The 13692-nt window shown below is 74.6% G+C and carries 12 protein-coding genes; 11 read left to right on the plus strand and 1 reads right to left on the minus strand.

The genetic code is table 11. The features are described from left to right. Nucleotides 1-67 precede the first annotated feature (67 nt). The 11 genes from ABD350_RS26525 to ABD350_RS26575 all read left to right on the plus strand — a co-directional run bounded on the left by ABD350_RS26525 (nucleotide 68) and on the right by ABD350_RS26575 (nucleotide 11860). Complete coding sequence (locus ABD350_RS26525) at nucleotides 68-697, plus strand: TetR/AcrR family transcriptional regulator (RefSeq protein WP_344350897.1); 630 nt, start codon at nucleotides 68-70, stop codon at nucleotides 695-697. A gap of 288 nt (nucleotides 698-985) precedes the next feature. Then, complete coding sequence (locus tag ABD350_RS26530; RefSeq protein WP_344350898.1) at nucleotides 986-2191, plus strand: MFS transporter; 1206 nt, start codon at nucleotides 986-988, stop codon at nucleotides 2189-2191. A gap of 95 nt (nucleotides 2192-2286) precedes the next feature. After that, complete coding sequence (locus ABD350_RS26535; protein WP_344350899.1) at nucleotides 2287-2592, plus strand: putative quinol monooxygenase; 306 nt, start codon at nucleotides 2287-2289, stop codon at nucleotides 2590-2592. Between the two features lie 105 nt (nucleotides 2593-2697). Then, on the plus strand, nucleotides 2698-3525 hold the full coding sequence (locus tag ABD350_RS26540) for a cyclase family protein (protein WP_344350901.1): 828 nt from the start codon (nucleotides 2698-2700) through the stop codon (nucleotides 3523-3525). 14 nt (nucleotides 3526-3539) lie between these two features. Then, nucleotides 3540-4745 (plus strand): acyl-CoA dehydrogenase family protein, encoded by a 1206-nt coding sequence (locus tag ABD350_RS26545; protein ID WP_344350903.1) that lies wholly within the window; start codon nucleotides 3540-3542, stop codon nucleotides 4743-4745. Then, on the plus strand, nucleotides 4738-5463 hold the full coding sequence (locus ABD350_RS26550) for an SDR family oxidoreductase (RefSeq protein ID WP_344350904.1): 726 nt from the start codon (nucleotides 4738-4740) through the stop codon (nucleotides 5461-5463). The genes ABD350_RS26545 and ABD350_RS26550 overlap by 8 nt, the downstream gene beginning before the upstream one ends. Continuing rightward, complete coding sequence (locus ABD350_RS26555; RefSeq protein WP_344350905.1) at nucleotides 5457-6287, plus strand: class I SAM-dependent methyltransferase; 831 nt, start codon at nucleotides 5457-5459, stop codon at nucleotides 6285-6287. Before ABD350_RS26550 ends, ABD350_RS26555 begins: the two co-directional genes overlap by 7 nt. Further along, nucleotides 6284-7204 (plus strand): menaquinone biosynthetic enzyme MqnA/MqnD family protein, encoded by a 921-nt coding sequence (locus tag ABD350_RS26560; protein ID WP_344350906.1) that lies wholly within the window; start codon nucleotides 6284-6286, stop codon nucleotides 7202-7204. Before ABD350_RS26555 ends, ABD350_RS26560 begins: the two co-directional genes overlap by 4 nt. Continuing rightward, nucleotides 7201-9108 carry a CoA transferase gene (locus ABD350_RS26565; RefSeq protein WP_344350907.1) on the plus strand — a complete coding sequence of 636 codons (1908 nt, stop codon included), beginning with the start codon at nucleotides 7201-7203 and terminating at the stop codon, nucleotides 9106-9108. The genes ABD350_RS26560 and ABD350_RS26565 overlap by 4 nt, the downstream gene beginning before the upstream one ends. Further along, the gene (locus tag ABD350_RS26570; protein ID WP_344350908.1) at nucleotides 9105-10763 is read left to right on the plus strand and encodes an AMP-binding protein; all 1659 of its coding nucleotides are present in this window, start codon (nucleotides 9105-9107) and stop codon (nucleotides 10761-10763) included. Before ABD350_RS26565 ends, ABD350_RS26570 begins: the two co-directional genes overlap by 4 nt. Further along, the gene (locus ABD350_RS26575) at nucleotides 10760-11860 is read left to right on the plus strand and encodes an NADH:flavin oxidoreductase/NADH oxidase (RefSeq protein ID WP_344350909.1); all 1101 of its coding nucleotides are present in this window, start codon (nucleotides 10760-10762) and stop codon (nucleotides 11858-11860) included. The genes ABD350_RS26570 and ABD350_RS26575 overlap by 4 nt, the downstream gene beginning before the upstream one ends. A 48-nt stretch (nucleotides 11861-11908) precedes the next feature. Here the strand turns inward: ABD350_RS26575 and ABD350_RS26580 are convergent, their stop codons facing one another. Further along, nucleotides 11909-13588, minus strand: coding sequence for an IclR family transcriptional regulator domain-containing protein (locus ABD350_RS26580; RefSeq protein WP_344350910.1), 1680 nt, complete (start codon nucleotides 13586-13588; stop codon nucleotides 11909-11911). Nucleotides 13589-13692 lie beyond the last annotated feature (104 nt).

Consider the following 13692-nt stretch of genomic DNA (forward strand, 5'->3'; position numbering starts at 1 on the left):
TCGGGGGGTCGGCGCCGTGGCCCGCGGCAGCCGGACCGTGCACGCCCGTGTGCTACTGGAGTTAACGATGGTCGAGACGATTACCACGCCTGCGGCACAACCGCAGGGTCGCCGCGAACGCAACAAGATGCGCGTCAAGAACGGCATCTTCGACGCCGCCCTGGAGCTGTTCACCCAGCAGGGCTACGACCAGACCACAGTCGAGGAGATCACCGAGAGAGCCGACGTGGCGCGCGGCACCTTCTTCAACCACTTCCAGCGCAAGGAAGACATCATCGGCGAGTGGAGCGAGCGACGGCGCGTGCGCCTGCGCGAAGGGCTCGCCGCGGAAGGCCTGGCGGAGCCCGACGGCACCGGCACGCGGCACGCCCTGCTGCGCTGCATGGGCATCCTCGCGCGGATCACGCTCGACACCCCCGAGGAGACCAGGGCCCTGCTGGCCGCCTGGGTCCGGGCGGGGGCGCCGTTGCAGGAGGAGCCGCACACCGCGAGCATGTTCAGCAGGTTCATCGAGGCGGGGCGCGAGAGCGGCGAGATACCGCGGGAGGTGGACCCCGAACTGGCGGGTCAGCTGCTGCGGGACGTCTACCTCGGCACCCTGTTCCGGTGGGTGCGCACGCGGGGCGGTCAGTGCGATCTTGAGGCGGAGCTGCGAGCCGCCTGTACGACGGTGGTCGACGGCATCATGCCCCGCTGACCGGTAGCCATCCCCTTCAAAGCCCCGGGCCGACGCGAGTGAGCGTCGCCCGGGGCTCTGTCGTGCCCGCGTCCGGTGCGGCGGCCGCGCGGCGCGACCGGTGGTGCCGGCCTCGATAGTCAGGTCTCAGCCAATCAATCTCCCACTGAGCTTTGTGAATTGACTGCCTATCATCAGATCTCTTATGGTCATCAGGAAGCATTCGCTGGATCGAACTCTCACACCTCTCAGACAAGGAGGAGCTCCGTGTCCGACCACCGTTCAGGCGCCCGTCCGAGCGCAGTGGCCATGACTGTGGGGCTGTCCCTGCTGGCCCTCAATCTGCGGCCCGCCATCGGCAGCGTTTCCCCCCTGCTCGACGACATCCAGGAATCCGTCGGGCTGTCCGACTCGGCGGTGAGCGTGCTCACCACGCTGCCGGTCGTGTGCCTGGGTGTCTTCGCTGCCGTTTCCCCCGCCCTGTCCCGCCGCATGGGTACGCCGCGCGCCCTGGTGCTCGGTTTCCTCCTCCTGATCGTCGGCGTTCTCGTCCGGCTCGACCAGGCGGCCTGGGCGCTGTTCCTGGGCACCGCCCTGGCCGGCGCGGGACTCGCCATCGGCAACGTCCTGATGCCGGCCGTCATCAAGAGCGCGTTCCCCGACCGGGTCCGCCTCTACACCGGCATCGGCACCGCCGTGCTCAGCGCCGGTGCCGCGCTGGCGGCCGGTGTGGCCGTCCCGCTGCGCAACGCCACCGACAGCTGGAGCGGCTCGCTCGCCCTGTGGGTCGTGCCCGCGGCGCTGGGGCTCGTGGTCTGGCTGCCCATGGTGCGCCGGACCGGCCGCCCCGCCCCGGCCGCCCCCGGATCCGCGGCGACCGGCTCCCTGCTGGGGGACGCCATGGCCTGGCAGGTCACCGGATACCTGGCGCTGCGCGCGCTGGTCTACTTCACGGCACTGGGCTGGCTGCCCACGATCCTCGCCGACCTGGGCTACAGCAACGCCACCTCCGGCGCCCTGCTGTCCGTGGCCATGCTGGTCAGCGTGCCCGGGGCCCTGTTCGCGCCGATCCTCGTCGGACGCAAGGGCACGGCGCCCATCGCCACCACCATCGCCGTCGCCGGCGCGGTCAGCCTCCTGGGCCTGCTCTGGGCGCCCGGTATCGCCGCCCTCTGGGTCGTCATCCTGGGCGTCACGCTGGGAGCCGGCCACGCCATGGCCCTCACCTTCATCGGACTGCGCGCGCCGAACCCGCAGGTCGCCGCCCAGCTCTCGGGCATGGTGCAGACCATCGGCTACCTCGTCGGCGGTATCGCGGGTCCGCTGCTGCTGGGCCTGCTGCACGGGGCCACGAACGGCTGGACCGTCTCCCTCGTCCTGCTGGCCGCGTTCACGCTGCCCGAGCTGATCCTCGGCCTGTGCTCCAGCCGTGACCGCGCGGTGCGTCCGCGCACCCGCCAGGCCGCCACCGCGCGGGAGCAGCAGGCGCCCCAGTCGCCCGCGCTGGTCGACTGAGCCTCCCCCTCACCCTGGCCCTCCCTCTCACCTCTGACCCTCCCCTCACCTCTGCCCCCCTCACCACCCGCCCCCCTGTCATCGAGGAGAACACCGTGTACCACGTTGCCGTCGCGTTCGATGTCCAGCCCGACCGGCGTGAGGAGTTCATCGCCGCCGCGCACGCGGACGCCCGCGAGTCCGCCGTGGACGAGCCGTTCACTCAGCGGTTCGAGCTGGTCGTGGACGAGAACGACCCCAACCGCTTCTACCTGGACGAGGTGTACGACGACGCCGCCGCCTTCGACAAGCACATGGCCGGTCCGCACTTCGCCGAGTTCTTCCGGCGGATCGGTGACATCGCCGAAGGCCCCACCTGGCTGATCCGCGGATCCCGGGTCGTGGACCCCACCGCGGCCTGACCCGACCGGCGACGGCGGCCGGCCGCCCACCGGGGCGATGACGCCCCGGGCCCGCCGGCCGCCGTCGGTGTTCCCGCCCCACGCATCCCGAGGAGAAGACTTGTCATGTGCAGCCCCCAGGTAATGGAGCAGGTCTACGGCGAGGCCGGTCACAGTTGTGCCGAAGGCGCCGCGACGACCCAGGACCAGCCGCGGGTGTCCGAACGCTCCGGCGGCCCCACCCCGCTGATCAGGGGCAGCCGCGTCAGCGACCTCACCCACACGTTCGGCAACGACTTCCCCGTCCTGGAGCCGATCGTCCTCAAGCCGAACATCGACCACTTCGCGGACGTGGCCGGTGAGGGATTCAACGCGAACAAGCTGGAGATCGACGAGCACACCGGCACGCACGTGGACGGTCCCGCGCATCTCGAAGACGGGCCGATGTACACCGACGAGATCCCGATCGACCGCTTCATCGCCCCCCTCTGCGTGATCCGCATAGCCGACCGCGCCGCGAAGGACCACGACACCACCCTCACCGCCGACGACATCCTCAGGTACGAGAGCCGGCACGGCCGGATCCCCCCGGGCGCCCTGGTCGTCATGGACTCGGGCTGGTGCGACCGGATCCACACCCCCGGCGCCTACATCAACCGGGACTCCGACGGCGTGCCGCACTTCCCCGGCCTGGGCTTCGACGCGGCGGAACTGCTGGTCCGCGAGCGTGCCATCGTCGCCGCCGGCACCGACACCCCGAGCCTGGACGCCTCCAAGAACCTCCAGGTGGACGACCCGGGAGCGCACCGCATCGTCCTGGGGGACATGCGCTACGGCGTGGAGAACATCGCCAACCTCGCCACGGTGCCGGAGACCGGCGCCACCGCCGTGGTCGGGCTCATCAAGCACCGCAAGGGCTTCGCCGGCCCCTGCCGTGTGTTCGGCATCTACTGACGGCACCGACGGCCATGGGCGCGGGCACGGAAACGCGCCGTTCGGGGAGTGCCGGGACACCCGGCGTCCGCCGGACGGCGGCCGAACGGAACCTGCTGGAGGCGGCCGCGGCGGCGGCCGCGGTCGCCGCGCGAGGAGCCGATGCCGCGGACCGCGACGGGCGGCTCGCGCCGCAGACCGTCGCGGCCCTGACGGACGCGGGCTTCCACCGGCTCCTCGTACCCCCCGGCTGGGGCGGTATGGGGGGAAGCTTCGCCACCTGGGTCACCGCGGTCGCCGCCGTCGGTGAAGGCTGCACCTCCGCGGCATGGGTCGCCGCCGTCTTCGCCGGCTTCGGCAGGCTCGCCGGGTTCCTGCCCCACGCGGGGCAGCGCAGCGTCTGGGGGAAGGACCCCGACGTCCGCCTGGTGGGCGCGGTGGCCCCGAGCGGACGCGCCACGCCGGTGCCGGGAGGCTGGCTCCTCACCGGCACCTGGCGGTACGTCAGCGGTGCCGCGTTCTCCGACTGGGCCCTGCTCGCCGGACACGTACCGGACGAGGGCGCCGGTCACGTCAGGTTCTTCGCCGTCCCCCGGGAGGGGTACGACGTCACCGCCGCCTGGTCGGCCGCCGGAATGCGCGGCACCGGCAGCGACACCGTCGGGGTCGACGAGGCCTACGTCGCGGAGGAACTGTCCTTCCCCGGGCGCCTCGCCGCCGACGGCGGGCCCCCGGCGCGGCACCGTCCGGCCGTGCCGTCGGGGGCGGTGACCCCCCTGGGCTTCGTGGCGCCGGCGCTGGGAGCGGCCACCGGCGCCCTGACGGCATGGGCGGAGCGGCTCGGCGGGGCGGCGGACGCCGGGAAGGAACCATCGGACGCCGTACGTGTCGCGCTCGCCCGGTCCACGGCCGAGGTGGACGCCGCCCGTCTCCTCGTCGACCGGGCGGCCGCCACCGCCGACAGGGGATGCGCCGCCCCCGCCGACGCGGTGCGCAACGCCCGGGACGCGGCCCTGGCGATGGACCTCGTCGTGACGGCGGTGTCCCGCCAGTACCGGCTCCTCGGCACCGGCGGGCAGTCGGAACCCCGCTTCCAGCGCCCCTGGCGCGACATCACCACCGCGGCCGGTCACGCGGTACTCGCCTTCGAGGCCGCCGGCCGCGCCTACGCGGACGAGTCGATCACTTCCCGGAGGGCGCCCCACGTCGTCCGGCGAGACACAAGGAGCCATCGTGCCTGAAACAGAGCAGGCCTACGCACTGATCACCGGAGCCAACAAGGGACTGGGCCGCGAGGTCGCACGCCAACTGGGACTGCGCGGCATGACGGTCCTCGTCGGCGCCCGCGACCGTACCCGGGGCACGCGGGCCGTCGAGGAACTGCGCCGGCAGGGCACCGACGCCCACTTCGTGCGGCTCGACGTGGACGACGAGGCGTCCGTGGCGGCCGCCGCCGAGCACGTGACACGCGAGTTCGGACGGCTGGACGTGCTCGTCAACAACGCGGGGATCGTCGAGGACGACATCCCGCCGAGCGCGACGACCACCGCCCTGGCCGAGCGCGTCTACCGCACCAACGTCTTCGGCGTCATCGCCACGACCCATGCCCTGCTGCCGCTGCTGAGCGCGTCGCACGCCGGGCGGGTGGTCAACCTCTCCAGCCGGCTCGGCTCGCTCGCCAAGGCGGCCGACTTCGACACCCCGCACCGCCTGCTGCTCGCGTACAACTCCTCGAAGGCGGCCCTCAACTCGCTCACCCTGCACTACGCCCGCGAGTTCGCCGGGACCCCGCTGAAGTTCAACTCCGCGACCCCCGGCTACGTGGCCACCGACCTCAACGGCCACCAGGGCACCCGCACCGTCGAGGAGGGGGCGCGCGTGGTCGTGACCCTGGCGACGCTGGACAAGGACGGACCCACCGGCGGCTTCTTCGACGAGGACGGACCGGTGGCATGGTGACCCTCGGAAAGGACAGCGGCCAAACGGCCCCGGCCCCGGCACCCGCCCCGAGGGAACGCTACGGCGAGACCCTCTTCGTCCGCGACACGCCCGAACGCCGGCGGCTGCGACTGCTGGCGGAGGTGTTCGACCCGCTCTCCGTCCGGACCCTGGAACACGTCGGCGTACACCCGGGCACACGGTGTCTGGAGATCGGGGCCGGCAGCGGCTCCCTGGCCCGCTGGCTGTGCGGACGGGCCGCGCCCGCCGCGGTCGTCGCCACCGACCTCGACATCTCGCTCCTCGACACCGTCCGGGAGGAGAACCTCCTGCCGATGGTCCACGACGTCACACGGGACGACTTCCCCGCGGAGTCGTTCGACCTCGTCCACGCCCGCTTCGTACTGAACCACCTCCCCGAGCGGGACCGGGTGCTGGAGCGGATCGTCCGCTGGCTGCGTCCCGGCGGGGTGCTCGTGGTCGAGTCGTTCTCGTGGTTCCCCCTCGACAGCTCCCCGGACGCGCGCTACCGCAAGGCCATGCTCCGGTGGGGCGACCTGGTGCGGGACACCATCGGCACGGACAGCAGATGGGCGCGGAACTACCCGTCCGCCCTGGCCCGTCACGGACTGCGGGACCTGGGAGCGACGACGGTCGCCGAGCACCTGCGCGGCGGCACCGCTCTCGCCGACTTCTGGCAGCTCACCGTGGACATGTCGAGGCACCAGCTCATCGACAAGGGGTACCTGACCCCGCAGGAGTACGAGGACTTCACCGCGCTGATGCGGGACCCGGACTTCTGGGACCTGGCACCGGCCCTCACCCAGGCGTGGGGGCGGAAATGAGCGACGGCTCCGCCCGGCGCACGGGCGACGCGGGCCCGCCCGGCCCCGGGGAGGGTGCCCGGCCCCGCCTCGGACACATGTCGTTCCTCAACAGCTACCCGCTCCTGTGGTCCCTGCGCAGGACGGGCGTGCTGCCGCGCGTCTCGCTGCACCTGGACACCCCGGACAAGCTGAGCGACGACCTGGTGGCGGGCCGCCTCGACATCGGCCCGATCACCGTGGCCGAGTACCTGCGGCACAGCGAACGGCTGCTCCTGCTGCCCGGACTCGCCATCGGCTGCGACGGCCCGGTCCTCTCCTGCAACATCGTCAGCAAGGTCCCCCTGCCGGACCTGCACGACCGCCCCGTCGGCCTCGGCACGACCAGCCGCACCACGACCCTGCTGGCCCAACTGCTCCTGGAGCGGCGGCTGGGCATCCGGCCCCGCTACACACCGTGCGCGCCGACCCTCCCGGCCGTCCTGCGGCACGCCGACGCGGGAGTGCTCATCGGGGACGTCGCCCTGCGCGCGTACCTGGAGGACGGGCCCCGTCTCGGTCTCGCCGTCCACGACACCGGCGCCCTGTGGAAGCAGTGGACGGGGCTCCCCATGGTGTTCGCGGTCTGGGCCGTACGGCGGGAGTTCGCCGACCGGCACCCCGCCCGCGCCGAGGCGCTGGCGCGTGACCTGCGCCTGGCACGCGCGTACGGCGAGGCCCACCTGGACGTCGTCGCACGGGACGCCACCAGGCTCGGTACCACGATGTCGCCGCGTCAGGTCCAGAGCTACTTCCGGCGGCTGTCCTTCGACCTGACGCCGGGGCACCTGGACGGCATGCGGCGCTTCGCGCGGCTCGCGGCCGAACGGGAAGCGGTCCCGGAGCACCAGCGGTTCTCCTTCCTGCCCTCCCCCTGGCTGGTGGGGAGCGGCGTATGAGCACGGTCCCCGTGGCCGACCGGGCGGTCCGGCCGGCACCGGTCCGCGCTCCGCGGACCGGCCCGCTGGCCGGTGTCACGGTCGCCGGTACGGCCGAGGGGGCGGCGGGCGCCGTCGCCCTGCACCATCTCCGGGCGCTGGGCGCCGTCCGCCGCACGGACCTCCCCGATGCGGGGCGCCGGGCCGGCGAACACCTCGTGCTGCGCCCGGACGACGGCCTGCCTCCCCTGGTCTGCGCGCTGCGTCCGTTCCCGGACACCGACGAGCCGACGCTCGGCGAGACGGCGTTCCAGGCGCTCGGCGGCCTGATGGCGGTGAACGGCCGGCAGTGGAACGGACCGCGCCGCCTGCCGCTCGACTACGTGGACTGCTGTACCGGGGTCCTCGCGGTACAGGGGATGCTGGGGGCCCTGATCGCCCGGAGCCGTGGCGTTTCGGTGGGACAGGTGCGCGTGGCCCGGTCGAGCGCGGCCCTGCTGGCCGTCTCCCCGTACCTGGCGGCCGCGACGGCCGCCGACGCGCCCTGGCGGGGCGGTCCGGGAGCCGCCGGCGACACGAGCGGTACCGGCCCGCCGTTCCTGAGCCGGGACGGCGTCTGGTTCGAGCTGGAAACCCTGGACAGCGTCCCGTGGCGCGAGTTCTGGTCGGCCCTCGGGCTCGGTGGCCGCGAGGTCGCCCGGGGCTGGCAGGCCTTCGTCAACCGGTACGCCGAGGCGGTCGCACCACTGCCCCCGCTCCTGCCGGAGACGCTGCGGGCGCGCGACTTCGCCGACATCTCCCTCGCCGGGGCCCGGACCGGCCTGAGCGTCTGCCGGATACGCACGGCCGCCGAACGCCACGCGGAGGACGGCCCGCTCCCGCCCCCGTGGCGGCTGCGGCCGGCCGGCACCGGACACCCGCCCGCGGACCGTTCCCCGCACCTCGCCACGGCCGGGCAGCCGCTGCGGGGCATGACCGTCGTGGAGGCGACACGCCGTATCCAGGGCCCCCTGGCCGGGCACGTCCTGGGGATGCTCGGTGCGCGCGTCGTACGGGTCGAACCCCCGGGCGGCGACCCGCAGCGCGGCGCGGAGCCGGCCGCCGGCGACTGCTCCGCCAGGTTCCTCGCGCTCAACGAGGGCAAGAGCGTGGTCGAGGCGGACCTCAAGACCGCCGCGGGACGACGCACCGTGCGGGACCTGGCCCGGGAAGCCGATGTCTTCCTGCACAACTGGGCGCCGGGGAAGGCCGAGGTGTTCGGCCTGGACGCCGGAACACTCTGCGCGGCCAACCCGGCCCTGGTGTACGCCCATGCCTCCGGCTGGGGCCCCACGCCGGACCCGGACCCCTTCCCGGGCACGGACTTCATGGTGCAGGCCAGGTCCGGCCTGGCCTGGGACATGGCGGGCGGGGACGAGCGGCCCCGGCCGACGCTGATGACCGTGCTCGACGTCCTGGGCGGTCTGGTGTCCGCCGAGGGCGTGCTCGCCGGCCTGCTGGCACGCGAACTCGGCGGCGGGCCGCAGCGGGTGGACAGCTCCCTGTCGTCCGCCGCGGCGGTGCTCCAGCGGGCGGGAGCCGGCCACGGGCCGTCCGCCGCGCCGCAGGCCCGGTGGGAAGGCCCGTACGAGACGGCGTCCGGATACATCGCCCTGTCGCTGCCGGCCGGCCGCGGACTCCGGCAGCTGTGCGACGCGGTGGGCGTCCCGGCCACCCTGCCCGGCCCGGCGCTGCGCCGCGCCGTGGCCTGCCGTCTGCGCACCCGCCCGGCCCACGGCTGGATCGAGGAGTTCCGCGGGCACGGCGTCGAGGCGGTCCTGGTCCATGAAGAGCTCACGGCGACGGCCCGGGATCCGCGGTTCGCGGCGGACCTGCGTCCCGGCGCCTGCGCGCTGCTCCTGCCACCCTGGAGATTCCTGTCATGACAGTGGAGTTGCCCGACCTCGTCCCCGCCGAGCTGCGCCGCCGCTGGGCGGCCGAGGGCGTCTATCCCGGCCGCCCTCTGTTCGACCTCTTCCGCGAACGGGCCCGGGAGCACCCGGAACTTACCGCCGTGGTGGAACCGGACGGCACCACGTCGTACGCCGGGCTGCTGCGGTCCGCGCTGGCCCTGGCGCACGAGCTGAGGGAACGGGGCATCGGTCCCGGAGACGTCGTCGCCGTCAATCTCGCCAACGGATGGCGGGCGCTCGCCGCCGACCTGGCTGTGGCGGCGGTCGGGGCCGTGTGCCTGCCCTACCCCCTGGGCCGCAGGCGCCAGGACACGCTGGCCCTCCTGGGCACGGCCCGTGCGGTGGCCGCGCTCGTCACCCGCACCGTGGGCGGCCAGGACTACGCGCGGACGGTCGACGCGCTCCGTGCGGACCTGCCCGACCTGCGGCACGTCTACGTCGAGGGCCCGCCGCTGCCCGGCATGCGCCCGCTGGAGCCGGTGTGGCGCGGCCCGGCGGCGCCCCTGGACCGGCTGCCGGCGCCGGACCCCGACGCGGCCGCGCGCATCGTGGTGTCGTCGGGGACGGAGGCCACGCCCAAGCTCGTGGCCTACTCGCACAACGCGCTCGCCGCCGGCCGGGGCCGCCTGCTGCTCAATCTGCGCGGCGACGAGGAGGGGCCCCTGCGCCTGCTGTGCATGGTTCCGCTGGCGTCGGCCTTCGGCTCCGTCGGGCTGGTCGCGCTGTGCGTGCCGGGCGCGACACTGCTCCTCACCCCCCGGTTCGACACCTCGGCCACGCTGCGGATGGTGGCCGAAGGACGGCCCACGCACCTGCTGGGCGTGCCCACGATGTACCAGCGGCTGCTCGGCGACCCGGCGCTGGAGCACACCGACCTCTCCGCCCTGCGCTGTGCCGTCAGCGGCGGTGCGCGGCTGACGCCGGAGACCGCGGCACGCATACGGCACAAGCTGTGCGCGACCGTCGCCACGGTGTACGGCTCGGCGGACGGCGCCAACAGCCACACCCGGCCCGGGGACCCGGAGGACGTCGTCGGCCATACGGCGGGCCGGCCGGACCCGGCCATCGCGGACTTGAGAATCGTCGACGAGGACGGCGCCGAGGTGCCGCGGGGGAGCACGGGGGAGATCTGGGCGCGTGGCCCGGTGACGCCGCTCTGCTATGTGAACGCCCCCGAGCTCGACCGCCGTTACCGCACCCCGGACGGATGGGTGCGCACGGGGGACCTGGGCGCGCTGACCGCCGACGGCAGGCTCCGGCTCGTCGGCCGCAAGAAGGACATCGTGATCAGGGGCGGCCTCAACATCAGCCCCGCGGAAGTCGAACTCCACCTCTCGTCCCACCCCGACGTGGCGGGAGCGGTGTGCCGGGGCGTACCCGACACCCTGCTGGGCGAACGGCTCGCGGCCTTCGTGGTGCCGGTGCCCGGCGCGCGACCGCCCAGCCTGCCCGCACTCCACCACCACCTCCTCGTGCGACGCGGCCTGGAACGCGCCAAGCTGCCGGACGCCCTGCACGTGCTCCGCGAGTTCCCCGTCAACCCGGCGGGCAAGGTGGACCGCGCGCGGCTCGACGTCCTCGCCCGAGTCGGCGGCGACGCCACCGCGCGGGGGGAGGGGGCCGCGTGAGCGCGCTGTTCGAACCCCTCGTCCTGCGCTCGCTGCGGATACCCAACCGGGTGTGGATGGCGCCCATGTGCCAGTACTCCGCCCCCGTCGCCGGCGAGGACACCGGCGTACCCGGCGACTGGCATTTCGCGCACCTCGCGGCGCGGGCCGTGGGAGGCGCGGGACTGATCCTGACCGAGGGAACGGCCGTATCGGCCGACGGCCGGATCACTCCGGCGGACCTCGGCCTGTGGAACGACCGCCAGCAGTCCGCCTTCCGGCGCATCACGCGGTTCCTGCGCGCCCACGGGGCGGTACCGGCGATCCAGCTGTCACACGCGGGGCGGAAGGCGTCGACGGCCCCTCCCTGGGACGGCGGCGGGCCGCTGCCCCCGGAGCGGGGCGGGTGGCACCCGGTGGGCCCGAGCCCGCTGCCCTACGGGGCGGGCCACCCGAGCCCCGACGCGCTGACGGAGCGCGGGATCGCGCGGGTGGTCGACGACTTCGCGCAGGCGGCACGGCGCGCTCTGGCCGCGGGGTTCGAGGTGGCCGAGGTGCACGGCGCGCACGGATACCTGATCCACGAGTTCCTCTCGCCCCGCACCAACCACCGCCGGGACCGGTACGGAGGATCCTTCGACAACCGCGTCCGTTTCGCCCTCGAAGTGGTCGACGCGGTGCGCTCCGTGTGGCCGGAGGACCTGCCGGTGTTCTTCCGCGTCTCGGCCACCGACTGGCTCGACCACGCCCGGACGGACACCGCAGGGAGCTGGACCCTGGAGGACACCGTACGGCTCTCGGCACGGCTCGTGGACCACGGCGTCGACCTGGTCGACGTCTCCTCCGGGGGGATCGCCGCCGGCGTCCGAAAGCCCGTGGCGCCCGGCTACCAGGTGCCCTTCGCCGCCGCCGTGCGGCACGGGAGCGGCGTGCCGGCGGCCGCCGTCGGGCTGATCACCGAACCCCGGCAGGCGGAGCGGATCGTGGCGACGGGCCGGGCCGACGCGGTGCTGCTCGGCAGGGAACTGCTCCGCGATCCGTACTGGCCCCGGCGGGCGGCCGGGGAACTGGGCGTACCGAGCGGCGGGCCGCGGCCCTACGCGAGGGGGTACGCGTGACCCCGCGCACCCCGGCCGCGCGGGGCGACGGGCCCAAAGGCCCACCGCTCAGGTGGTGGGGACCCGGGTGAAACGGGACGCTTCGCGCAGGTCCCGCTGGATGTCGTCGGCGGTCGCGCGGAGGGCGGGCAGGAGGTGCCGTACGCAGTCTTCCAGAGTGCGGCGGGCGGCGTGCGTGGCCACGTTCACGGCGGCGACCGCACGGCCCGTCCGGTCCCGGACCGGTACGGCGACCGAGCGCAGTCCGGACTCCAGCTCCTCGTCGACCAGGGCGTAGCCCCGCGTTCTGGCCTCGGTCAGCTCGGGGGAGGCGGGAGCGCCGGTGTCCGCCAGGAGGACGCGGCCCAGGGAGGTCGCGGCGGCCGGCAGACGCGCCCCCACCGGTATGCGCACGGTCAGGACACGGCTGGCACCCGCGCCCGCCGTGTACTGGACCTCCGTACCGTCGGGGGTCAGCACCGCCAGCGCCGCCGGCTCGCGCACCCGGTCCGCCAGCGCCCGCAGATGCGGTTCCGCCAGGCGCGGCAGCGTCGTCCGGGACAGCGGCGGGAAGCCGAGGTCCAGGACGCGCGGGGTGAGGGTGAAGGCGCGGTCCTCGTGCGCGGCGGCGGCCACCAGGCCCAGGTGCTCGTGGGTGAGCAGCGCCCGGCGCGCCGTCGCCCGGGACAGGCCGGTCGCCCGGGCGACGTCCGTCAGGGACAGCGCCGAGCGGCCCTCGCCGAACGCCGTCAGCACCGTCAGGCCGCGGGCCAGCGACTCCACGAAGTCCCGGCCCAGTTCCTGCTTGGACGCCGTCGTCCAGGTCGCCAGGCCGGCGGGCGCGGGCCCCGGCTCGGGCGGGGGCGCGGTACGCAGGTCGGCCTCCATCGCCTCCACCGCCGTACGCAGCCGGGGCAGCAGGGTGGTGGGCAGCCGTGCCGCCGGGTGCCGGCTGGTGTGGCTGACCACGCTCGCCACGCAGGCCACGCGGCCGGTGCGGGGGTCGTGCACCGGGGCGGACACCGCGACCAGGCCCGGCTCGATCAGCTGGTCGTCCAGGGCCCAGCCGTCCCGGCGGGCCGCCCGCACCCGGTCCGCGAAGTCCGCCTCGACGGCGTCGACGGCGTCGGCGGTGCCGATGGTGTCGCGGGGCGTGGCGGGGGCGGGGCCGGGTTCCGGGCGCGGGGGGACCGCCGGGAACGCCGTGTCCCGTGGGTCCCCGGCCCGGCGTGCCCGCCAGCGGGCCCAGTCCCGCTCCGTCCACTCCGTGGCGAACAGCGCGCCGGGCGCGGTCCGTTCGGCCGGCAGCAGATCGCCGATGCGGAAGCTGACGGACAGCGCCCGGCGGCGGGTGGCCTGGTGGACGAAGCGGATGCCGTCGCGGTCGGCGACCGCCAGCGACACCGACTCGTCCAGTTCGTCGGCGAGGGCGTCGGCGCGCGCGCCGAGCAGGGCGGGCAGGCGCAGGGCGGCCAGATAGGCGTTGCCCAGCTCCAGCACGCCGGGGGCGAGGACGATGTCCCGCCCGTCGAGGCGTACGTAGCCCATGCGGGCCAGGGTCGCGGTGATCCGGTCCACCGTGGAGCGGGCGAGTCCGGTGGCCCGTTCCAGCGCGCTCGGGCTCAGCGTGCCGCCCGCCTCGGCCAGCCGGCGCAGCACCCCGACTCCGCGCACCAGCGGCCCGACCGCCTCCACCGGCACCCCGGCCCCGGCACGGGCGTCGGCATCCACTGCGGTCATCGCGGGCATCGTCTCTCCGGTACGGCGTCGGGGCACGCCTACGGTAAACCCCGTACGGGGGCGGGCGGCGGGTCCGGCGGCCGGGTACCGGCTCGTACGGGGATGGGCGTCGC

This window comes from Streptomyces nogalater, assembly GCF_039532885.1.
Taxonomy (GTDB): Bacteria; Actinomycetota; Actinomycetes; order Streptomycetales; family Streptomycetaceae; genus Streptomyces; species Streptomyces nogalater.